Origin of the sequence: Cognatiyoonia sp. IB215446 (assembly GCF_033963825.1) — a bacterium.
Taxonomy (GTDB): Bacteria; Pseudomonadota; Alphaproteobacteria; order Rhodobacterales; family Rhodobacteraceae; genus Yoonia.
The window spans coordinates 75,276-97,566 of record NZ_JAXBMD010000002.1; the positions used below are offsets into that span (position 1 = coordinate 75,276).

The 22,291-nt window shown below is 60.7% G+C and carries 23 protein-coding genes; 7 read left to right on the forward strand and 16 right to left on the reverse strand.

Going from position 1 to position 22,291, the window contains the following annotated elements; all coding sequences use genetic code 11:
- Positions 1-19: 19 nt before the first annotated feature.
- From SLH49_RS07765 to SLH49_RS07815, 11 genes are all read right to left on the reverse strand, one after another.
- A complete protein-coding gene (locus tag SLH49_RS07765) occupies positions 20-934 on the reverse strand; it encodes an ABC transporter permease (protein WP_320268600.1) in 915 nt (304 codons plus the stop codon).
- Positions 935-1,243, reverse strand: coding sequence for a hypothetical protein (locus SLH49_RS07770; protein ID WP_320268601.1), 309 nt, complete (start codon positions 1,241-1,243; stop codon positions 935-937).
- 85 nt (positions 1,244-1,328) lie between these two features.
- Positions 1,329-1,703: a hypothetical protein gene (locus SLH49_RS07775; RefSeq protein ID WP_320268602.1), complete on the reverse strand. Its 375-nt coding sequence runs from the start codon at positions 1,701-1,703 to the stop codon at positions 1,329-1,331.
- A gap of 88 nt (positions 1,704-1,791) precedes the next feature.
- A complete protein-coding gene (locus tag SLH49_RS07780) occupies positions 1,792-2,151 on the reverse strand; it encodes a hypothetical protein (protein ID WP_320268603.1) in 360 nt (119 codons plus the stop codon).
- Positions 2,148-3,230, reverse strand: a complete 1,083-nt coding sequence (locus SLH49_RS07785; RefSeq protein ID WP_320268604.1) for an ABC transporter permease — start codon at positions 3,228-3,230, stop codon at positions 2,148-2,150. Before SLH49_RS07785 ends, SLH49_RS07780 begins: the two co-directional genes overlap by 4 nt.
- A gap of 51 nt (positions 3,231-3,281) precedes the next feature.
- Positions 3,282-4,805, reverse strand: coding sequence for an ABC transporter ATP-binding protein (locus SLH49_RS07790; protein ID WP_320268605.1), 1,524 nt, complete (start codon positions 4,803-4,805; stop codon positions 3,282-3,284).
- Positions 4,802-5,542 (reverse strand): xanthine dehydrogenase accessory protein XdhC, encoded by a 741-nt coding sequence (gene xdhC, locus SLH49_RS07795; protein WP_320268606.1) that lies wholly within the window; start codon positions 5,540-5,542, stop codon positions 4,802-4,804. Before xdhC ends, SLH49_RS07790 begins: the two co-directional genes overlap by 4 nt.
- Complete coding sequence (gene xdhB / locus SLH49_RS07800; protein ID WP_320268607.1) at positions 5,539-7,857, reverse strand: xanthine dehydrogenase molybdopterin binding subunit; 2,319 nt, start codon at positions 7,855-7,857, stop codon at positions 5,539-5,541. Before xdhB ends, xdhC begins: the two co-directional genes overlap by 4 nt.
- Positions 7,854-9,209: a xanthine dehydrogenase small subunit gene (gene xdhA / locus SLH49_RS07805; protein ID WP_320268608.1), complete on the reverse strand. Its 1,356-nt coding sequence runs from the start codon at positions 9,207-9,209 to the stop codon at positions 7,854-7,856. Before xdhA ends, xdhB begins: the two co-directional genes overlap by 4 nt.
- A 172-nt stretch (positions 9,210-9,381) precedes the next feature.
- Positions 9,382-9,846 (reverse strand): SRPBCC family protein, encoded by a 465-nt coding sequence (locus tag SLH49_RS07810; RefSeq protein ID WP_320268609.1) that lies wholly within the window; start codon positions 9,844-9,846, stop codon positions 9,382-9,384.
- A complete protein-coding gene (locus SLH49_RS07815) occupies positions 9,836-10,183 on the reverse strand; it encodes a metalloregulator ArsR/SmtB family transcription factor (protein ID WP_320268610.1) in 348 nt (115 codons plus the stop codon). Before SLH49_RS07815 ends, SLH49_RS07810 begins: the two co-directional genes overlap by 11 nt.
- Positions 10,184-10,358: 175 nt before the next feature.
- On the opposite strand from SLH49_RS07815, the gene dnaE reads away from it, so the two are divergent.
- The 3 genes from dnaE to SLH49_RS07830 all read left to right on the forward strand — a co-directional run bounded on the left by dnaE (position 10,359) and on the right by SLH49_RS07830 (position 14,899).
- Positions 10,359-13,886 carry a DNA polymerase III subunit alpha gene (dnaE, locus tag SLH49_RS07820; protein WP_320268611.1) on the forward strand — a complete coding sequence of 1,176 codons (3,528 nt, stop codon included), beginning with the start codon at positions 10,359-10,361 and terminating at the stop codon, positions 13,884-13,886.
- Between the two features lie 278 nt (positions 13,887-14,164).
- Positions 14,165-14,422 carry a YjhX family toxin gene (locus tag SLH49_RS07825; RefSeq protein ID WP_320268612.1) on the forward strand — a complete coding sequence of 86 codons (258 nt, stop codon included), beginning with the start codon at positions 14,165-14,167 and terminating at the stop codon, positions 14,420-14,422.
- 12 nt (positions 14,423-14,434) lie between these two features.
- On the forward strand, positions 14,435-14,899 hold the full coding sequence (locus SLH49_RS07830) for a GNAT family N-acetyltransferase (protein WP_320268613.1): 465 nt from the start codon (positions 14,435-14,437) through the stop codon (positions 14,897-14,899).
- 97 nt (positions 14,900-14,996) lie between these two features.
- Here SLH49_RS07830 and SLH49_RS07835 read toward each other — a convergent pair whose 3' ends face one another.
- Positions 14,997-15,200, reverse strand: a complete 204-nt coding sequence (locus tag SLH49_RS07835; RefSeq protein ID WP_320268614.1) for a SlyX family protein — start codon at positions 15,198-15,200, stop codon at positions 14,997-14,999.
- 10 nt (positions 15,201-15,210) lie between these two features.
- A complete protein-coding gene (gene phhA, locus SLH49_RS07840; RefSeq protein ID WP_320268615.1) occupies positions 15,211-16,002 on the reverse strand; it encodes a phenylalanine 4-monooxygenase in 792 nt (263 codons plus the stop codon).
- 107 nt (positions 16,003-16,109) lie between these two features.
- Between phhA and SLH49_RS07845 the strand changes: the two genes are divergently transcribed.
- The 4 genes from SLH49_RS07845 to hisG are packed head-to-tail and all read left to right on the forward strand — an operon-like array spanning position 16,110 to position 20,007.
- Positions 16,110-16,568: an Lrp/AsnC family transcriptional regulator gene (locus tag SLH49_RS07845; protein WP_320268616.1), complete on the forward strand. Its 459-nt coding sequence runs from the start codon at positions 16,110-16,112 to the stop codon at positions 16,566-16,568.
- A gap of 42 nt (positions 16,569-16,610) precedes the next feature.
- Positions 16,611-18,245: a histidine--tRNA ligase gene (gene hisS, locus SLH49_RS07850; protein ID WP_320268617.1), complete on the forward strand. Its 1,635-nt coding sequence runs from the start codon at positions 16,611-16,613 to the stop codon at positions 18,243-18,245.
- Complete coding sequence (locus SLH49_RS07855) at positions 18,245-19,321, forward strand: ATP phosphoribosyltransferase regulatory subunit (RefSeq protein WP_320268618.1); 1,077 nt, start codon at positions 18,245-18,247, stop codon at positions 19,319-19,321. Before hisS ends, SLH49_RS07855 begins: the two co-directional genes overlap by 1 nt.
- Complete coding sequence (hisG, locus tag SLH49_RS07860; protein ID WP_320268619.1) at positions 19,315-20,007, forward strand: ATP phosphoribosyltransferase; 693 nt, start codon at positions 19,315-19,317, stop codon at positions 20,005-20,007. The genes SLH49_RS07855 and hisG overlap by 7 nt, the downstream gene beginning before the upstream one ends.
- Here the strand turns inward: hisG and SLH49_RS07865 are convergent.
- From SLH49_RS07865 to SLH49_RS07875, 3 genes are read right to left on the reverse strand one after another with little or no spacing between them, the layout of a single operon-like run.
- Positions 20,004-20,795, reverse strand: coding sequence for a YkgJ family cysteine cluster protein (locus SLH49_RS07865; RefSeq protein WP_320268620.1), 792 nt, complete (start codon positions 20,793-20,795; stop codon positions 20,004-20,006). The two genes, hisG and SLH49_RS07865, sit on opposite strands and share 4 nt — an antisense overlap.
- Positions 20,796-20,834: 39 nt before the next feature.
- Entirely contained in the window at positions 20,835-21,731 is an 897-nt protein-coding gene (locus tag SLH49_RS07870; RefSeq protein WP_320268621.1) for a DMT family transporter, read from the reverse strand.
- Positions 21,732-21,780: 49 nt separating this feature from the next.
- On the reverse strand, positions 21,781-22,212 hold the full coding sequence (locus tag SLH49_RS07875; RefSeq protein WP_320268622.1) for a DUF1489 domain-containing protein: 432 nt from the start codon (positions 22,210-22,212) through the stop codon (positions 21,781-21,783).
- Positions 22,213-22,291 lie beyond the last annotated feature (79 nt).

Consider the following 22,291-nt stretch of genomic DNA (forward strand, 5'->3'; position numbering starts at 1 on the left):
CTTGGTGGTCTTGATCGCCTCAACGTGAGGCATGGAATGGTTGGCCGAGTGACCCCGGCGCACGTCCGGCACGCATAATAACGAGAACCGCGATGGTGGCCAGATAGGGCGCCATCGAAAGGTATTCGACCGAAATCGCGGCCCCGGCTGCCTGCAGGTTAAGCTGCAACACCGTGACACCGCCAAACAAATAAGCGCCGATCAAAAGCCGCCCCGGCCGCCAGCTGGCAAAGACCACGATGGCCAGTGCAATCCAGCCCGCACCGGCGGTCATCCCTTCGGTCCATTGCGGGACCCGGACGAGCGACAGATAGGCCCCGCCCAGCCCCGCGCATGCCCCGCCGAACATGATGGCAAGCATGCGCACGCGGATGACATGGTAACCCAGCGCATGGGCCGCTTCGTGGTTTTCGCCCACAGCCCGCAGGATCAAGCCAGCGCGGGAGTATCTCAGGAAAGCCCAGACACCCCCGACGATCAAAAGCCCCACATAGACCATCGGATCATGCTGAAAGATGATCGGCCCGATGATTGGGATGTCACCCAGCAGCGGGATATCCCAATCCGGGAAATCCGGTGCCTTTATCCCGATATAGCCCTGGCCCATCAGCGCGCTCAGGCCGAGGCCAAAAAGTGTCAGCGCCAGCCCCGTGGCCACCTGATTGGACAAAAGGAATTGGGTCAGGAATCCGAAGACCAGCGACAAGAGTGCACCGCCAACCGCAGCGCCAAGAAACCCGACCCACGGGGATCCGGTATTGACGGCGACGATAAACCCACAAACCGCTCCGGTGATCATCATCCCCTCAACGCCAAGGTTCAGGACCCCGGCACGCTCCACAACAAGCTCACCGATGGCCGCCAGAAGAATAGGTGTCGCGGCCACCATCAGCGAGGCGAGCAGAAGGATGGGATTGATGGCGGAAAGGTCCATTCAGATCAGCCCATGTATCCAGATATGAACGGCACCCGCAGAGAGGGTCGCGCCCAGTAGCATTATTCCGAGATGGCGTAGCGACGGCCGACGCAGGTTACGCAGCCATTGTCGTGCGGCGGGCGACAGGCGAGTGACAACAAGCCCGGCGCCGATGATTGTGGCGGCGAAAAGGATATGCGCACCGACAAAGGTGACCAGGGCAATGCCGGACAGGCTTGTTTCACCGGTTAACTGACCATGCACCATCCAGAGCATCATCAGCCCCATCGATGCGCCCATGAGCAAGGGCTTCGTCGTGGTCGTCATGCGTGCTTCCTTTTGCAACTTTGCTGAACAGTCGCGCGTTCGCGCCCGGCGGGTGGCAAGACCGGGTTGATCGTAGAAAGCTCGGTCATACCAACAGAACCAACGGTGATTGTGGCAGCACGAGCGCGGTAAGGCATCCAACCAGCATGCCGCCAGCCAGCCCATAGCGTCCAACCCTGGCAGGCCAGGATGTGCCGGGCGCCCTCTTTCGGCGCAAACGAGCGGGCTGCACGCCCGATCCGCCAAACAACCAGGTGGAGACCCGGATGTTCAGTTTTTCCAGAAAGAGGAGCCCGAACCAGATCGCGGCGCAGATTACTGCCGTGATTACGGCCAACCAGATTGATCCGCCGATCGCAAGTTTGATCACTTCACCAGCAACGAGCCCCAATAACAGGCCGATGACGGGTCTGGTCACCGCGTTCACCCAATCTTCGAAACTGGGCTGATCGGTGCTCATGCCGGTTGTCCTGCGCAGAACCGCATCTGGTAATGCGTCAAAGTATCCATTGTGCGCAAGGAGGCGGGTTTGATGGCGGAGAGATCCATTAGACCATTCCTCCGGTGATTATGAATTGGATGATGGCGATCATCGCCCCGATTGCAAAGCAAGACAGAACGCCATTGCGCATCAGCCTCAATTCGGCTTTTCCCTCCGCGTTCAGCTCATCCGAAGTGACGGGCTTGCGGCGTCCAAAGATCGCCTTGATCACATAGAACGGGGCAAGCATCACAGTCTGAATAGCCCCTTCAAGAATACCAACAAAGGCGACAAACGCCAGAAATCCGACAATGGCAATCCAACCAAAATTTAGCCCGACAGTCATCACGAAATACCCCAGGCCGACAATCAGCAAGGCAAAGCCCGCCAAGGCCAGGAACGCAAGGATATCCAGAAACAGCTTCATGCAGGTATCCTCCGCCCAAACCGCAGCCGGTAGTTGGTCAGCACATCCACCGCCAAGAGGAAAAACAACAGCATCCCCTGCATCAGTTGGATCGCGGCGAGTGGCAAGCCCAGATTGGATTGCGCGATCTCGCCGCCGATATAGGTCAGCGCCATCAGCCCGCCCGCAAGCAGAATACCGACGGGATGCAGCCGCCCAAGGAAGGCGACGATAATGGCCGTGAACCCGTAGCCCACGTTGAAATCAATGCTGATCTGGCCTGCGGGACCTGCGACTTCGAAAAGCCCGGCGAGCCCAGCCAGCGCGCCAGAGAGCCCCATGCAGATCAGCACCAGCAGCCCCGGATTGACGCCTGCAAACCGTGCCGCACGCGGGCTTTGCCCTGCCAACCGGACCTGAAAGCCGAAGATATGCCGCGACAGGGCGATATAGGCAAAGATCACAGCGATGAACGCCGTCAGCACGCCCCAATGCATGCCGGTGCCCTCAAAGACTTCCAGATTGGCCGCAGAAGGATATTGCGACAGGTTGCGGCTGCCCGGAAAGCCCATCCCGTCGGGGTTGCGCAAGGCACCAAGCGCCATGGAGGCCAAGAGCTGCTCGGCCACGTAAACGAGCATCAGCGAGACGAGGATTTCGTTGGTCCCGAACCGCACCCGCAGGACACCCGGGATCATAGCCCAGAGAAAGCCGCCTAAGGCACCCGCCAGCACCATCAGCGGGAAGATGATAAACGATTCCATCGGGAAAAAGGCGAGCCCCACCGCCGCGCCGCAAATGGCACCGACGATGTATTGCCCCTCGGCCCCGATATTCCAGATGCCCGCCCGGAACCCGAAAGAGAGGCCAATGGCAATCAGGACCAGCGGGGCCCCCTTGATCAAAAGCTGCGGGCGGTAGAACCACGCGAACTCCGAGAAAAGCGGATCGAGAAAGATCGTGCGGATCGTCTCGAACGGGTTGTTGCCAAGGGCGGCGAAAAGGAGGCCACCGCAGATCATCGTCAGGACGACCGCCAGAACAGGCGTTGCAAAGGTCCAGATACGTGAGGGCTGAGGGCGCTTTTCGAGCGTGATCATAAAGAGGCTGCCCCCTTCATCTTGGCCCAAAAACTCCCGCCGGAGGCATCCTCACCCCTCCACATGCGCCACCTCCATGTCATGGGCGCCACCCAGCATCAGGCCGATATCCTCGACCGTCAGCCCCTTGGCCGGGCGGGGCGGTGACAGACGGCCTTCATTCAGTGCGGCAAAACGGTCAGAGATTTCCATGAGTTCGTCGAGGTCCTGACTGATCACGATCACCGCCGCCCCCTTTGCGGCCAGATCGAGAAGCGCTTGCCGGATAGCGGCGGCGGCAGAGGCATCGACTCCCCATGTGGGCTGATTGACCACAAAGACGTCCGGTTTCTGCAATATCTCGCGCCCGATGACGAATTTCTGCAGATTGCCGCCCGAGAGCGACCGGGCCGCGTTGGCAGGGCCGGGCGTCCGGACATCGAACGCCTTGATCACACCTTCCGCAAAGCCCCGCGCCTTGCCCCAATGCAGAAAACCATTGCTGGTCAGTTTTTCCCGCGTCATGGCCGTCATCACGGCATTCTCGGTCAGTGACATATCGGGCGCCGCCGCGTGTCCCATCCGTTCTTCGGGTGCCGCCAAGAGCCCGATCTTGCGGCGTGCATTGGGTGGCATCTGCCCGATGCCCTGACCCTGATAGGTGATCATCGCAGGCGCCACGCGCATCTCACCCGACAGGGCCGCGACCAGCTCGTCCTGTCCATTGCCTGCCACACCGCCGATGCCCAACACTTCGCCCTTGCGGACCTCAAGCGAGATGTCTTTCAGCGCCGTGCCGAACCGATGTGGCGCCTTGGCGCTAAGGTTTTGCAGGGTCAATGCAGTCTCGCCCGCCGGTTTGTCCGCCTTTTCGGGCACATGCAGTTTGCTGCCGACCATCAGTTCGGCCATGTCCCGGGCCGAGGTCGCGCGCGGATCGCAGGTCGCGACAACCGCGCCCAATCGCAGGATCGTGGCGTTGTCACAAAGGGTGCGGATTTCTTCGAGCTTGTGCGAGATATAGAGGATCGCCGTGCCCTCGGCGCTGAGTTGCCGGAGCGTCTCAAACAGGATCGCCACCTCTTGCGGGGTTAGGACAGAGGTGGGCTCGTCCATGATCAAAAGCTTGGGGTCCTGCAGCAGGCAGCGGATGATCTCAACCCGCTGGCGCTCACCTGCGGAAAGCTCACCGACGATCCGGTCGGGGTCGAGGGGCAGGCCGTATTGGTCCGAGACTTTCCGCACGCGCGCCGCGATCTCGCGCTGGGGCGGTGGGTTTTCCATACCGAGCGCGATGTTTTCGGCCACATTCAACGCGTCAAAGAGCGAGAAATGCTGGAACACCATCGCCACCCCAGCCGCGCGGGCGGCGCGCGGTTCGGGCGGCTGGAACGGCTGACCGTTCAGTGACATCGTTCCGCTGTCGGGTTTCACCAGCCCGTAGATCGTCTTCACAAGGGTCGACTTGCCAGCGCCGTTTTCGCCAAGCAGCGCGTGCACCTCGCCAGGCAGAATATCAAAAGACACATCCTTGTTCGCGACAACGCCCGGATAGGCTTTGGTCAGGCCGGACAGGCGCAGTAACGGTTCACTCATGCAGTACGGTCCTTGGTCCGGCCTTTCTGACCAGCAATCATGCTGGTTGCGACGCCAAGTGCAATGGCCGCGGGATGTTTTCCAAGGGCCGGATCACCGATCGGACACGCGATGCGCGAGATTTGTGCGGGCGCATACCCCAATGCGGCGAGGCGCGTTTTGAAGCGCGCCCATTTGGTGGCTGATCCGATCAGGCCAGCCGTATTGAACTGGTGGCTGAGGATCGCGTGGCAGAGCGCGAGGTCGATCTCGTGGGAATAGGTCAGGATCAGGTGGTCGGCATCTTTGGGCGCATGTTTGACGACCTGAGCCGGGTCTTTCGCAACCAAAGTGGTGACGTCGGTCTCCGGGAACCGGTCGGCGGCGGTATCGATCCAAGTGATCACAAAATCTGGCAGGGGTGCTGTGACATGCACGATGGCGCGCCCCACATGGCCCGCACCGTAGATCCAAAGCGGGCGTTTTGGTGTTTCGGAAAGCTGGTCTGCCCGTTCCCACGATAGCGTCACCGACCCACCGCAGCATTGTCCGAGTGCGGGGCCAAGCGGAATGGTGCGGGTCAGGTGGTCGCGGCCCTCGATCAGCATTTTGCGGGCTTCAGCCATCGCCTCCCATTCCAATGTGCCGCCGCCGATGGTGCCTTTGGAGCGATCGGCAAAGACCAGCATCTGCGTGCCCGCCTCACGCGGGACCGAGCCTGCAGTTTTGGTCACGGTGATGCGGATGCAATCACTCATCCGCGCGCCCTGTGTACGGCATTCAGGACCTCTTCAGCAGTCGCGGGGGCCTGCAGGTCAGGGTAGTTGGGTCCACAGGCGCTGACCGCATCGGACAGAGCCAGGAAGGCGGAGATGCCCAGCATGAAGGGCGGCTCACCCACGGCTTTGGAGCGATAGATCGTTTGCGCCGGGTTTGGCGCATCCCAAAGTGCAACGTTGAAGATGTCGGGCCGGTCTGAGCAGGCCGGGATCTTATAGGTCGAAGGCGCATGTGTGCGCAGGCGACCTTTGTAATCCCAGACCAGTTCCTCGGTCGTCAGCCAGCCCGCGCCTTGCACATAGCCGCCCTCGATCTGGCCAATGTCGATGGCCGGGTTCAGGGACGCGCCTGCGTCATGTAGGATATCGGTGCGCAGGATGCGGTTTTCACCAGTGAGCGTGTCGATGACCACTTCGGTGACGGCGGCCCCTTGGGCGAAGTAGAAAAATGGCGTGCCTTCGCCTTTGATCCGGTCCCATTGCAGACCGGGGGTTTTGTAGAAGCCGGTTGCCGAGAGGCTGACACGGTTCTGATAGGCGGTGGCGGCGGCCTCGGCGAATGTGATCTGCTCCGTGCCAATATAGACGTGGCCATCTTCGAAACGGATGTTTTCTGTCTTTGTCTGGTGCAGTTCGGCGAGGTAAGCCGCGATCCGGTCGCGGATGATGTCGCAGGCATTCGCCACGGCCATGCCGTTGAGGTCCGAGCCGGAGGAGGCGGCGGTGGCCGAGGTGTTGGGCACCTTGCCGGTATCCGTCGCCGTGATCTTCACCGCGCTCACATCAATGCCGAAGCGATGCGCTGCCACCTGCGCGACCTTCTGGAACAAGCCTTGCCCCATCTCGGTCCCGCCATGGTTCATGTGGACCGAGCCGTCCTGATAGACATGGACCAAAGCGCCCGCCTGATTGAGATGTGTCAGCGTGAAGGAAATCCCGAATTTCACCGGGCTGAAGGCGATGCCCTTCTTGAGGATCGGTTGCTCGCCGTTCCAGTCCGCGATGGCCTTGCGCCGGTCGGCGTAGTCCGACCGCTTCAGCAGGTCGTCGGTCATCTCATGCAAGATGAAATCAGTGACCGGCATCTTATAGGGGGTGATTTGGGGGGGTGGATCAAGATCCACCTTACGATCCGGGTCTGTCACGCCCTGCATGGGGGCGTAGTAGTTACGGCGCCGGATCTCTGCCGGGTCGATTTTGAGTGTCGCCGCGATATGATCCATCACCCGTTCGATCCCCAGCACGCCTTGCGGGCCGCCAAAGCCTCGAAAGGCAGTGGCCGATTGGGTATTGGTTTTCAGCCGGTGCGACGTGATCCGGGCGGTCGGCAGATGATAGGCGTTATCGGCATGCAACATCGCCCGGTCTGCCACGGGCAGCGACAGGTCCTGCGCCCAGCCGCAGCGGGTTGCTTGCGTAAAATCGACGCCGAGGAGCCTGCCCTGATCGTTAAAACCCGCGACATAGTCGATCCGGAAGTCATGCCTCTTGCCGGTGATTATCATGTCATCATCGCGGTCATAGCGCATTTTGCAAGGTCGACCTGTGGCACGCGCGGCCACGGCGCAAGAGACGGCTAGCGCGTTGCCCTGACTTTCCTTGCCGCCAAAGCCCCCACCCATCCGCCGGATCTCGCAGCGGACGGCATGCATTGGAAGCCCCAGCGCTTCGGCCACCTTATGCTGGATTTCGGTTGGGTGCTGGGTGGAGCTATGGACGACCATATCCCCACCTTCTTGCGGCAGTGCGAGCGCTGCCTGCCCTTCGAGGTAGAAATGCTCCTGCCCGCCCATATTGATTGTGCCCCGCACCTGATGCGAGGCCTCTGCCAGGGCCGTGTCCACATTGCCCTTGGTCCAGATACGCGGGCCGTCCTCGAAGCGGCTGCCCGCCGTCAGTGCCTCTTCAATTGTCAGGATGGGCGTTTCTTCGGCATAGGTAATCTGCCCCAGACGTGCCGCCTTGCGGGCCTGAAGGTGGGTTTCAGCGACCACCAGAAAGAGCGGTTGGCCGAGGTAGTGGATCGCGCCATCCGACAAAAGCGGCTCATCATGGATCGAAGGCGAGACGTCGTTGGCGAAGGGCAGATCATCTGCAGTCAGAACGGCGACGACACCTGGGGCGCTCGTCACCTCTGCTAGGTTCATCGCGGTGATACGTCCCTTGGCAATCTCCGAAATGCCGAAGGCAAGGTGCAGCGTATTTGATGGCGTCGGCAGGTCATCGACGTATCGTGCGGCACCGCTCACATGTAGACGGGCCGCATCATGGGGCAGGGGCTTGGCGACGCTCATGAGGTGACCTCAAGCACATTCGTCGCCTGACCGGACAAATCGGCGAAGTAGCGGTGCAGCAGGTTTTGCGCTGTGGTTAGACGGTAATCGGCTGAGGCCCGCATGTCGGAAAGCGGGGTGTAATCATCGGTAAACCTGTCAGCGGCATGTCTTATCGTGTCCATTGTCCATGCTTGTCCGACCAACGCCGCCTCAACTGCGCGCGCCCGATGTGGTGTACCCGCCATGCCGCCAAAGGCGATCCGGGCGGTCTGTACGATCCCCTCAGCGATGGTGACATTGAAACAGCCGCAGAGTGCTGAGATATCCTGATCGAACCGTTTGGAGATTTTGTAGCAGCGCAAGGCAGGGGCGGATTTCGGCAGCGTCACGCATGTCACCAGTTCGCCCGGCGTGCGGTCCTGTTTGCCGTAGTCGAGAAAGAAGTCTTCGATTGGCACATCGCGCGTGGCATCGCCGTGCCGCAAATGGAGGGTCGCCCCCAAGGCGATCAACGCAGGTGGGTTATCGCCGATGGGCGAGCCATTGGCGATGTTGCCGCCAATCGTAGCTGCATTGCGGACCTGTTCAGATCCGTAACGACGGATCAGTTCCGCGTAGGATGGGTGATAGTCACCCATCACCCGCAGCGCTTCGGTCATCGTCACACCAGCCCCGAGATGCAGAGTATCTTCATCAACCGTGATCTGACGGAGATCGGCGCATCGGTTGAGAAACGCGACCTTGGGCAAATCGCGCAGGTCCTTGGTCACCCAGAGACCTACATCCGTGGCGCCGGCAATCAGGGTCGCATCAGGATTGGTGGCGTACCAGTCGCTTAGTTCGTCAAGGCTTTCCGGCGCATAGGGCTGCGGCTCCGTTTGAGGCGCATCGTCGCTCATCCATTCAGGCACAGGCGTGGCCGCTGCGGCTTCCGCAGCCCGAATGATCGGCGCATAGCCCGTACACCGGCAGAGGTTGCCCGCCAGAACGTCATCGTGATCGGTCCGGCCATTCATATGGCCCGCGGCCATCGCGGCGACAAAGCCTGGCGTACAGAACCCGCATTGCGAGCCATGATGCTCTACCATCGCCGCCTGCACCGGGTGCAACTGGCCATCGGGGCCACTGATCCCTTCAACCGTGCGGACGGTTTTGCCATGCAGTTGCGGCAGAAACAGGATGCAGGCATTCAGGGCCCTTGTGCCATCAGCATCGCTGACAATAACTGTGCAGGCGCCGCAATCCCCCTCGTTACAGCCTTCCTTCGTGCCGCAAAGCTCCCGGTCTTCACGTAACCAATCGAGCAGGGTGCGCGTTGGCGCGGTCTGAACCTGCACAGTTTCCCCATTCAGAAGAAACGTCACATCCATGATGCTAACCTGCCGCCTTACCAAACGCCTGTCGTGGGGCAGATGTCGATGCGGCGTAGACCTCTGCCCCGTCCCAGAAGATATCAAAACGAGGCTAGGACGCTATTGCAAGCGGTTTTGACTGCGCTGCGCCCAAAGGTCCGGCAATTGCCGGTTCTTTGGGCGCAGCGGTCTAGTGCGGAGCCAGTACCGTCGGGGCATATCGCTCCAAATTGTCCAAGCCGCCCTGCCAGCTCTGCTGAAACTCAGCCAGTGCCTCTCGGCCGGAAAACGATGAAACTGCCACAGTCAGGCTCAATCGCGTTCCCATCCCTTCCGCTGTCAGCGCATAGGTCACCAGGCTGGTACACATGGCCTCATTGCCGATCACGAGCGTTTCGGTAAAGACCGCGCGGTCTGGTGCGGTCAGGTCATACCACCGCGTGTCGATAACAAATTCCGGCGCATCCGCAGGCCCGCAGCGATGCCGATCCTGCCCGCCAACACGCAGATCAGCCCGGTCAACGATTAATACGGTATCCGCATCCGGCCCGCCCCATTTTTCGCGGTGTTTGGGGTCGGTCAGCACCTCCCACAATTTGGCGGGCGACAGTGGCAGGGTCCGATGCATATCAAAGGACTTGGTATCAAGTGTCACTATTCTCTCCTTCACTTTGTTGGGCTATTTGACGGGCGAGGACCTCAAGCCGGTCCAGTCTGCTTTCCCAGATCTCGCGCTGCCAGGCGAGCCAGCCTTGCGCTTCGATCAAGGGTGCCGCTTCGATGTGGCAGGTGCGCACGCGACCCTTTTTGATGGACCGGACGATGCCGGTCTCCTCCAGCACCTTCAGGTGCCGCATGAAGGTGGGCAGCGCCATTTTGTGTGGTGCATGTAGCTCGCTGACGCTGGCAGGACCTGCGGCCAGCCGTTCGATCACCGCGCGGCGTGTCGGGTCGGCCATGGCGCCGAAGAAGGAATCAAGTTGGTTAGTCATGTGGCTAAGTATTGCAACTCGAGGTGCGCTTGTCAAGAAAGTTAGCCATTTGGCTTACTTTTGGGCAAAGCCAAATCCTCTGCGAGGATTTGTGTCCAGACTTTCTGCGAAAGTCTAACGGCACCAGGCGTGCGCCGCCGCTTGTACATGGGCCGTCATGCGCTAGGGTCGCGGCATGAGCACTGATCCCCGATTCATTCATCTGCGCACCCACACCGAATACTCCCTGCTCGAAGGGGCTATTCCCGTCAAGAAACTGCCTGATCTGGCCACCTCCATGGACATGCCCGCGGTGGCCGTGACCGACACGAACAACATGTTCTGCGCGCTGGAGTTTTCTGAAGGTGCCGCCAAGGCCGGGGTGCAGCCGATTATCGGGTGCCAGGTCGATATGACCTATCTTGCTGCTGAACCCGGGAAACGCCCCGAAGATCCAGCATCCATTGTCCTGCTTGCGCAGAACGAAACGGGCTACATGAACCTGATGAAGCTGAATTCCTGCGCCTATCTGGATGCGGATGGACAGCTGCCGCAGGTTACAGTCGATGAACTGCTTGCGTATCACGACGGTCTGATCTGCCTGACCGGCGGCCCGGACGGCCCAATTGGCCGGCTTTTGCGGCAGGGTCAACGCCCAAAGGCCGAGGCGTTGATGGATGAGTTGGCGGCGATCTATCCCGGCAGGCTCTATGTCGAACTGCAGCGTCACCCGGGCGACGGCGCGCCAGAGGCAGAGCGGCTGTCTGAACGGGGCCATATTGAAATGGCGTACGCTAAGAACCTGCCGCTGGTCGCCACGAACGATGTCTACTTTCCCAAAACGGATCTTTACGAGGCGCATGACGCGCTGATCTGCATTGCTGACGGCGCCTATGTTGATCAACAAGAACCGCGCCGACGCCTGACCCCACAGCATTATTTCAAGAGCCCGCAGGAAATGGCGACGCTCTTTGCTGATCTGCCAGAGGCGATTGAGAATACCGTCGAGATTGCGAAACGTTGCGCCTTCAAGGCCTATAAGCGCGACCCGATCCTGCCCAAGTTCGCCGATGATGAGGTCGCGGAACTGCGCCGTCAGGCGGAAGCTGGGCTGAAAGACCGCCTTGCCGTGATCCCGCACGCGGCTCCAGTCGAGGAATACGAAAGACGCCTCGATTTCGAGCTTGGGATTATCGAGGGGATGGGCTTCCCCGGCTATTTCCTGATCGTTGCCGACTTTATCAAATGGGCCAAGGATCATGACATCCCTGTCGGACCGGGGCGAGGCTCCGGTGCGGGATCACTCGTCGCCTATGCGCTCCTGATCACTGACCTGGACCCGTTGCGCTATTCGCTGCTGTTCGAACGGTTTCTGAACCCCGAACGGGTCTCGATGCCGGATTTCGACATCGATTTCTGCATGGACCGGCGCGAAGAGGTGATCCGCTACGTGCAAGAGAAATACGGGCGCGACAAGGTCGGTCAGATTATCACTTTCGGTGCGCTTCTCTCTAAGGCCGCGGTGCGCGATGTCGGGCGCGTCTTGCAGATGCCTTATGGGCAGGTGGACCGTCTGTCAAAGATGATCCCCGTTGAAGGCGTCAAACCCGTCAGCATCGAAAAGGCGCTGGCGGATGAGCCGCGCCTGCGCGAGGAGATCAAGGAAACCGAACAGGATATCCGCGACGGCAACCGCAACCCCGCCGCTCGTCTGATGGAGTACGCGCAACAGATCGAGGGGCTGTTGCGGAACGCCTCAACGCATGCCGCCGGCGTGGTAATTGGCGACAGGCCGCTGGATGAGCTGGTGCCGCTCTATCAGGACCCGCGCTCTGACATGCCTGCGACCCAGTTCAACATGAAATGGGTGGAACAGGCGGGATTGGTGAAGTTCGACTTTCTCGGCCTGAAAACCCTGACCGTGATCCAGAACGCGGTCGAGTTGATCCAACGTGCCGGACGGCCCCTGAACATCGCCGCTGACGGGACCAAACTCTATGATGCGCCGGAAGGGTTTGAATACGACATCGGGGCCATTCCGCTCGACGACGAAAAGTCTTATGCGCTCTATTCGAGTGCCAAGACCATCGCCGTGTTCCAAGTGGAAAGTTCGGGCATGATGGACGCGCTCAAGCGCATGAAACCCGACTGCATCGAGGATATCATCGCGCTCGTCGCGCTTTATAGGCCCGGCCCGATGGAGAACATCCCGAAATTCTGTGAGGTCAAGAACGGGATCAGCGACCGCGAAACTCTGCATCCGTCGATTGACCATATCCTGGACGAGACGCAGGGCATCATCGTCTACCAGGAACAGGTGATGCAGATCGCGCAGGAAATGGCGGGGTATAGCCTCGGCGGCGCCGACATGCTCCGCCGCGCGATGGGCAAAAAGATCAAGGAGGCGATGGACGCCGAGCGCCCGAAATTCGAGGCGGGGGCGAAGAAGAACGGCGTTGATGCCAAAAAGGCGCGCGAGGTTTTCGACCTTCTGGAGAAGTTCGCCAATTACGGGTTCAACAAGTCGCACGCGGCCGCCTATGCGGTCGTCAGCTACCAGACAGCCTGGCTGAAAGCGAACCATCCCGTTGAGTTCATGGCCGGCGTCATGAACTGCGATATCCACCTGACCGACAAGCTCGGAATCTATTTCCAGGAGGTCAAAAAAGGCCTCGGTCTCGATTATGTGCCACCTTGCGTGAACCGTTCAATGGCGACATTTGACGTCCACGATGGCAAGCTGGTCTATGCGCTGGGCGCGCTGAAAAACGTCGGCGTCGAGGCGATGAAGCTGATCGTGGACGGACGCGGCGACCGCGAGTTTGTGAACCTATTCGATCTGGCCCGCCGCGTGGACCTCAAGCGCGTTGGCAAGCGCCCGCTAGAGATGTTGGCCCGCGCAGGCGCCTTTGACGTGCTCGACCCGAACCGGCGGCGGGTCTTCAACAGTCTTGATGCGCTCACGGCCTATTCCGGCGCGATCCACGACCAGAAATCCTCCGACCAGGTCTCGCTTTTCGGCGATGCGGGCGAGGATCTGCCTGAACCGCGCCTGATGGGCGGCGAGGATTGGCTGCCCGCCGAACGGCTGGCTGAAGAGTTCAAGGCGATTGGTTTTTACCTCTCAGGCCATCCGCTGGACGACTATATGGGCCCGCTCAAACGCAAACAGGTGATGACCTTGGACGAGGTCACAGCGCGGGCCGAAAAGGGCGCGGCTATCGTCAAGATGGCAGGCACCGTCAGCGGGCGGCAGGAACGCAAATCGGCGCGCGGCAACCGGTTCGCTTTCGTGCAACTCTCCGACCCTAGCGGGCAGTACGAGGTCACGATGTTCTCGGACACGCTGGAGACCGCACGCGAATTCCTGGACACCGGCGCGCAGATCGTGCTGACCTGCGAAGCCACGCTTGAGGCCGATCAGCTGAAACTGCTGGGGAGGTCCGTATCGCCTATCGACGCCATCGTGGCCGATGCGGGCGGGGCAGGCCTGCGCGTCTTCATCGACGGGCCAGAGGCGATTCCGTCCGTCGCCAGCATCCTACAGAACGCCGCGAACGACAGCAAAGTTCGCGCGAGCCGCGGCCCGATCTATTTCTGCCTGATGGGCGACGACCTGCCCGGCGAGGTAGAACTCGACCTCGGCGACGACTTCCCGGTGAACCCGCAGATCAAAGGCGCCTTGCGCAGCTTGGGCGGTGTGATCGAGGTCGAAGACGCCTGATCTTAAGGGATGGTGGTCAACATCTGTTTGGTCGCCAACGCTGCACCAAGCACTGATCGACGACCATCCAGCGCCGCTTGGGTACACGCTGGCTTGCCCAAGTATGCTCAAGACGTTAGACGGTCGTCACGGTCGGAGACACCCCGACCGATGGAGCTTTTATGTCTACAATTGTGGTTCGCCACTAGGGTCCACCACCTTAGACCAACCTGAACCAACGGCCTTCCGCGCGCGATGCCGGAAGCCTGTCTGGCTGACATAGGCTCACGAGAAATCCATTGAATATCTCAAAGCACGAACAGCGTGTTTTGCATGTCCTGGCGCAAGGTGGCGCGATCCACTTTGAGCGCATGATAAACGGCAAAATCCGCGATGTTTCCTGTTTCACGCGGGACGGACATGTCCTGTCCGACTGCTCGCTGAAACTCTTCGAACGCCTGAAAAAGCGGCGCTTCATCAAATCCATTAACGGACGGCCCTACCGCATCACAAGGTTGGGTATCCGGTCCGTGAACCCCCAATACGACAACCGATAAGGTAAGTGAAAAATGACAAAACCAATCATCAAGACTACATCAGCCGAGGACATTCCCGCGTTGCAAGAGGTGCTGGACAGAACCGGGCTGTTCCCCAGCGATTTGCTGCCTGATATGTTGGCACCGACCATTGCGGGCGAGACGGAGGCGTTCTGTCTCACTTGCTTGGTCGATGAGAAGGTGGGCGGCCTATGCTACACAATCCCCGAGGAATTCGCGCCCGGCACCTGGAACATGCTGGCCTTGGCGGTGCATCCTGATCTGCAGGGTAGGCGTTTGGGGACGGCCCTCGTCAGCGCTGTTGAGCAGCAACTGATCGCGCAGCAGCAACGTATCCTCATCGTGGATACATCAGGGGCCGAAGCGTTCGCGCGAACCCGGCAATTCTATGGGAAGGCAGGCTATCAGGAAGAGGCGCGTATCCGCGACTTCTGGGCGGAGGGCGATGATAAGATCACCTTCCGAAAAGCACTCTGACCCTGAGATGCCTTTCGCCGCTTTCGTGGCGGAAGGCATCGCGTCTAGATACCCGCCGGTTTTGCCGTGAAGGCCGCTCTTGCCGAGGTAGAAGCGCCTACCAATGCGGTGGCCGTTGATCCGCCAAGGGCACGGTGCCACCCGTGTCCAGCTCCCGCTGCGCCTCACGTTCCATCAGCATCGCGACCCGGCGCGTGGCCAGCGCCAGCTCTGTCTCTTGCCGGGCGACGATGTCTGACAGCTCCTCGACCGTGCGGGTCAGGTGGGCGATTTGTTCTTCGAGATGCGTGGTGTCGGCCATGCGACCGCTTTTAGCTGGCTTCCTTGGCCGGGAAAAGGGCGGGCAGGTCGCCCTTCGCCTTGGCCTGATTAACCAGCGCACCGAAATCGGCCTCCAAAAGCCCCGCCAGTTGATCGAAACTGTCGATGACGAAATAGCTCGGCTGCACAATGTCGATCCGGTAAGGGGTGCGGAACACGGTCAGCAGGTCGAAATCCTGCATAAGCGCATCACCCGACATCGCATGCGCGGCCTCCGCCGGGGAGGACACGATCCCCGCCCCGTAGGCGCGCAAACCGTCGGGCGTGCGGATCATCCCGAATTCGACCGTGAACCAGAACAGCCGGAACATGTGCCAGCTATAGCCCTTGCCAAGCGCCTTAGCGCGGTGCCCGAACCCTTCGATGAAATCGCAATAGGCGTCATTCGTCAGCATCGGGCAATGGCCGAAGACCTCGTGAAACAGGTCCGGCTCTTCGATGTAATCCATATGTTCGCGACGGCGCAGGAAGGTGGCTACCGGAAACTTGCGCTGGCTCAGCAGATCGTAGAATTGCGACGGCGGGATGATCGCGGGTACCCCATGCGCCCCGGCCCCGGTCAGCGCGTGTAGGCGCGCGTCGATATCCTTCACTTGTGGCGTCCGGTCCGCATTCAACCCCAGCTTGGCGACGCCATCGAGATATTCAGGCGCCACCTTACCGGGGAGGAAATCCATCTGCCGTGTGAAAAGCTCGCCCCAGACCGCATCATCATCCGCCGTGTAAGGGAAATACCCGTTCTCATCCGGCAGTAGCGAAGCGTAGGTCGTGTCTTTGGGCATGGCGCAAACTCCTTTGGTTCAGCTTGCACCGGATTAGCGGGAAAATCCTGTCAATCTGATCGGCTGGAGGCTAGAATTGGTCTGATCAAACCAAGTCTGGACCAAAAGTGAAATTTTCTGATCAGGAACAAACCCTGCTCCGCATACTGCAGGGCAATGCGGCCCTCTCGCTCGCCGAACTGGCCGAGCAATCCGGCATGGCCACCTCGACCGTCTGGCGAAAGATGCAGGAGTTCGAGAATATCGGCCTTCTGAAAGGCCGCGTCGCACTCCTCGATCCTGCCAAAGCCGATACCCGACTCTGCGTCTTTGCCACCGTCAGGCTCGCCGACCATGCCGAGGCGTCCATCGCCGGTTTCGCCACCATCATCCGCAGCCACCCGGAAATCATGGAGGCGCATGCCATTTCCGGCACCGCCGATTACATCCTGAAAATCCGCTGCAAGGATGTCGAAGCCTACGAGGCCTTCATGACCCACACACTCCTCCGCTCGCCCCTTGTCAAATCCGTCGTCTCGTCTTTCAGCCTGAAAGAGCTGAAATACACGACCGCATTGCCCCTGTGACAATGCCGCGCTAAACGGCGCACGACCACAAAGGATAGGACCATGGCGAAGGACAAAAAACAGCCCCGCCCCAAGGCCATCACGCCCAAGGGCTTCCGCGATTATTTCGGCGCAGAGGTGACCGCGCGCGCTGAAATGCTGTCAAAGATCGCCGGGGTCTACCATCGCTATGGGTTTGACGCATTGGAGACATCCGCCGTCGAAACGGTCGAGGCGCTGGGCAAGTTCTTACCGGATGTGGACCGCCCGAATGAAGGCGTCTTCGCGTGGGAGGAAGACGGCGACTGGCTCGCCCTGCGCTACGACATGACGGCCCCCCTGGCCCGCGTCGCCGCGCAATACCGCAACGACCTGCCCTCGCCCTATCGGCGCTACACGATGGGCCCGGTCTGGCGGAACGAAAAGCCGGGGCCGGGGCGGTTTCGGCAGTTCTATCAATGCGATGCGGATACGGTCGGGACGGCGTCCGTGGCCGCTGATGCCGAGATCTGTGCGATTCTCGCAGACACGCTCGAAGAGGTCGGCATCCCGCGCGGAGACTACGTGATCCGGGTGAATAACCGGAAGGTGCTGAATGGCGTGATGGAGGTTGCCGGGCTTTCCGGCGACCACAAGGAAGCTGAGCGCGGGATCGTGCTGCGCGCGATTGATAAGCTCGACCGCCTAGGGCCGGACGGCGTGCGTGCCTTGTTAGGTGAAGGGCGCAAGGATGAAAGCGGGGATTTCGCCAAAGGTGCGGGGCTGACGGGCGAGCAGGCGGACGTTGTGATGGCCTTTGTAGACTCAAAGGGTGCGGTTGAGAGAGAGGACTATGCTTCGCTCCTGTCGGCAGTGAAGGAAAGTAATTTCCCGAAGGCCCAAGAATTAGAGAAGCTCATTTCGTATCGTCTCGCGCCTGAGAAACTTCCAATTGATCAACGACACATAGGTTATGAGGCGAACCTACTAACCTGCTATTACCTATACAGCCTTGTGGAAAGCTCACAGGCTGGATCGGCTGGGGTTGATGAGCTGATTGAAATTGCCACTCTCCTCGATGCACAAGGCTACGGCCCTGATCGCATCATTATCGATCCTTCTGTCGTCCGTGGCCTCGGATATTACACCGGCCCCGTCTACGAGGCCGAACTGACCTTTGAGATCAAAGACGAAAAGGGCCGTCCCCGCAATTTCGGCTCCGTCGCCGGGGGCGGGCGCTATGATGACCTTGTCAAGCGCTTCACCGGGCAGGCTGTGCCTGCCACGGGTGTCTCCATCGGTGTTGATCGCCTGCTGGCCGCGCTCCACGCCAAATGCCGCATCGACAGCACCGCCCAAGGCCCTGTTATTGTCACTGTCATGGACCGCGACCGTATGGCCGATTATCAGACCATGGTCGCCGAGTTACGCAATGCGGGTATCCGGGCCGAGGTCTATCTGGGTAACCCTAAGAACTTCGGCAACCAGCTCAAATACGCGGACAAACGCCACTCTCCCATCGCGATCATTGCGGGCGGGGATGAGTTCGACAAAGGTGTCGTCCAGATCAAAGACCTGATCCTTGGCGCGGAAATCGCCAAGAACGCGACGCTGGAGGAATGGAAGGACCGGCCCAGCCAATACGAGGTGCCCTATAAGCGTGGTGAACCCGACCAGATGCTTGCCAAAGTCCGCAGCATCCTGAACGGCGACGGCTGATGCCTACATCCCCCGAAACGCTGACGGAGGCGCGCCGCCTGCGTGATCATTTCGCCGCCCTCGGCGCGCAGGTGGTCAAGGCAGATGTGCTGCAGCCCGCCGACACACTCTTGGACCTCTACGGCGAGGATATCCGCGCGCGCGCCTACCTGACCTCCGACCCGCTGCGGGGCGAGATGGTGCTGCGGCCAGACTTCACCGTGCCCGTCGTGCAAATGCACATGGAAAGCCATGCGGAGCCCGCACGCTACACCTATTCCGGCAAGGTTTTCCGCAAGCAGGAAACCGATGAAACCCGCGCCAATGAATATGTGCAGGTGGGTTACGAGGTCTTTGATGGCCAGAATCCCGCCGCCGCCGATGCCGAGGTGTTCGCCGCCATCGCCGATGCGCTGGCCGGCCTGCCCGTGCGGCCTGCGACGGGTGATATCGGCATCCTGACCGCTGCGGTGCGCGGGCTGAAGACCACTGAGGCGCGCAAGGCGGCGCTTTTGCGGCATATCTGGCGGCCGGGGCGGTTCAAGGCGCTTTTGAAACGCTATGGCTCCGGCGACATCCCTGCGGCGCGATCAGCCTTGCTGGCAGCGGATGATCCTTTTGCCGATGCTGGCCCCGATATCGGCTTGCGCAGTCGAGCCGAGGTTGCCGCACGCATCGATGCCTTGCGCACCGATGCCGCCGCGGCCCCGCTCGCGAGTGAGGAAACTGCTCTGATCGACGCGCTTTTGAATCTGCGCGAAACTGTGCCAAACGTGTTGAGTGCCCTCGCCGATATCGCCGTCGATTTGCCAGCCATCGGCCCGGCGGTGGACCGGATGGCCGCACGAATGTATGCTCTGAGCGCGCGCGGCGTGGATGTCGATGCGCTGGAATTCGAAGGCAACTATGGGCGCACATCGCTGGAATACTACGATGGCTTTGTCTTCGGCTTCTACTCCACCCAACGGCCGGACCTGCCGCCCGTAGCCACAGGCGGGCGCTATGATGCGCTGACAGCACAGCTAGGGCAGGGCAGGGCAGTGCCCGCCGTGGGCGGCGTGATCCGACCCGATCTTGTGGTGGGGCTGACATGCTAAAGCTTGGGGTGCCGTCCAAGGGGCGGCTGATGGACAAGACGTTTGACTGGTTCGGGCAACGCGGTGTCACCTTGCGCAAATCCGGGGCGGACCGCGAATATGCGGGTGCGGTGGACGGGATCGACGGGATCGAATTGGTCCTGCTCTCCGCCGGGGAAATTCCGCGGGAACTGGCCACAGGCAATATCCATCTGGGGGTGACAGGCACTGATCTGGTGCGCGAGAAGCTTGCAAATTGGGACAGTCGGGTCGCTGAACTCGCACCGATGGGCTTTGGTAATGCTGATCTGATCATCGCGGTGCCGCAGGTTTGGGTCGATGTGGATACGCTGGACGATCTTGACGCCGCCGCTGCCGCGTTCCGCAAGACACACGGCTTCCGGCTGCGGATCGCCACCAAATATCACCGGCTCGTCCGGGAGTTCCTGCGCGACAACGGTGTCGCCGATTATCAGATCGTCGACAGCCAGGGTGCGACCGAAGGCACGGTGAAGAACGAAACCGCCGAAGCTATTGCTGATATCACCTCGACGGGCGAGACCCTTCGCGCTAACGGTCTGAAGATCCTTGATGACGGGCTAATCCATGCCAGTCAGGCCACGCTCTTGCGGGGCCGGCGGCATGGCTGGACCGACGCGCAACGCCAGAAACTGAAGACGCTGCAGATGGTGCTGGGGATTACCTAACTGGCGGAGGCCGCCATCGCGTCGCGGCAGGCCCCTTCTAGCACGGCAGGTCCATGCCGCGCGGCGTTCAGCGCCGTTTCGGCCTCGGCGCCTTCTGTCGCCTCCCGCGCGATTGCGGCAAGGCTGTAGGTTTGCACCGCCGTGATCCCTTTCAGCACCTGACGGCAGAGCGCATGCACGGCAAGGTAGTCGAGATGGCTGCCCAGAAGTCCCGCGCCCTGTTCGGTGCCACCTTCGGCGTTGGCTTCGCAAGCCGCTGCATCGGTGGACAGGAAAGACCGGCAGATCATGGGGCGGGCCTCATAGGCGCGGCAAGCACGGGTCTCAGGGTCGAGTGCGGGGCAAGCCTGCGGATGCCAGTCGCGCCCATCGGGTTGACCGGCAAGGGGGCTAAGTGCGGCGTGAAGCTGAGCGGCCTCGAACCCGGTGATCACCCCGCCTTCGCCGCCTGACAGGATGCAGCAAAAGGCACAACCCTCTTTGCAGGCTGCCTTGCGCACGGCATCAGGCGGGGTCTTCAGCATTTCATCGCGGACCGCGTGGCCCAGCCGCCAAGCGGCCTGACCGCTTGCCATTTCGTCCACAACTTGTTTAACGGGCAGGCCATAGGTCTGCGCGGTCTGTAGATAGGAGGCGAGGATGCGTTTCGCGCGGGTTTCGAGCGCGCCGCTTACCCCTTTGATCTTGCTGCGTTCGACGCGTTGCAAAAGGTCAGCCAGCGTCAGCGCGCCGGATTTCGTCTGCCTTTTTGCCAACCTGCGCGCAGCACGGGGAGAGGTGGGTTTCATGTGGTTTCCTGCATTTATCGGCGCACTATAGGTGGCTCGTCAGGCCCGTCCAGAGGCGGCTTGGCTCTCCTTGACAGGCCACAGCTCCAGAACAGCGGCAGTCAATACACAAAGCCCGCCGATGATCTCCACCGGCGACAGTGTTTCCTTGGCGATGATGGCGGCAGAGGTGGCACCGACCAGCACTTCCGACATCAACAGGATGCCGGTCCGTGCGGGGTCGAGCCGCATCGTGGCCCATATCAGTGCGATAATGGTCAGTCCCCACCAGAGTGCGCCCGTGCCAAAAGCGATGACGGCGATGCGCCCTGCCTCCTCAAAGGCCGGAGGAGTGGCCATCACCACGGCGATGACGAGCGAGGCAAATGTAGCCCCGCAGGCGAAGACAAAAGCGGCTGCACCGGGTTTGAGAGATGCCCGCGTCCGCATGGCCGTTGAACTGATGGACCACAGAATGCCGGAGGTCAGACCCATCCATTCGCCGATGTTGCGTGGGATCGGCCAGTGCCCATCAGCACTGAGCATCAATCCAAGCCCCACCAATCCAACAGCGATAGCGGCAAGCCGCAAGGGCGGGGTTTGCCAGCCGAGGATGTAGCGCCCGATCAACGTGCTCCAGACCGGAGTGAGAAAGAACAGCAGGACGATGATTGCGACGCGCCCATAGACAAAGCCGATTGAGTACAGCGCAAAGGCCGCCCCGCCGAGTGCGATGGCTGCCAGGGTCAGCGGAGATGAAGCGCGGAAATCGTGCCTATGCCGCGCCGCGAACGGGAGCAGAACGATCACTGCACTCGCGGTGATCAGGAAGGTGCCCCACGCGCCGTCTAGTCCGGCATCCGCAAGTGTTCTGACAGGCAGCCAGTACAAGCCCCATAAAAGGCCACAGGAAACGGCCAACACTGTCGCGATATGCGTGATGCGTGCGCTTTGCATGAACGCTTAGCTAGCGCAAAGCCGCCGCCGTCACAAAGTGCAACAGCACCTAACGTACACCAATATCGGCGAGCGCCTTGCTGAGTTCTGGCGGCAGTGGTTCTTCTGTCTGGCGCCCCTCTGGCAGGTCAGCGGGCGCGTCCGCGGCGGCGAGATAGCGCCAGCCCTGAAACGGGCGCTTGGGCGTGGCTTCGACCCGGATCAGGCCCGGCTTGCAAACGATGGCGCAGCGCGTGATCCCATCAGCTGACACGTATTCGTCCAGCCGCAGAATGGGTTGTCGGCAGAGGATGACGCCCTTGATCACCCAGAAGATCGAGCCGCCGTTCAGAATCTCTTTGCCACGCTTGGGCCACATGCGCGTGACATGGCGTGGCAAGCCATCATTGGCTTGGGCGCGTTTGGTGGCCTGCCATGCTGCGAGGCCCGCGACATCATCGGTCCCGACGGATAGCTTAACTAGATTTACGTATCTTGCCAATTCGCACCCCAAGATGTAGTATGTAGATCCTTGTTTACCGCGTTACAGACGATTCTGAAAGTAGCGTCCTACGCCACTG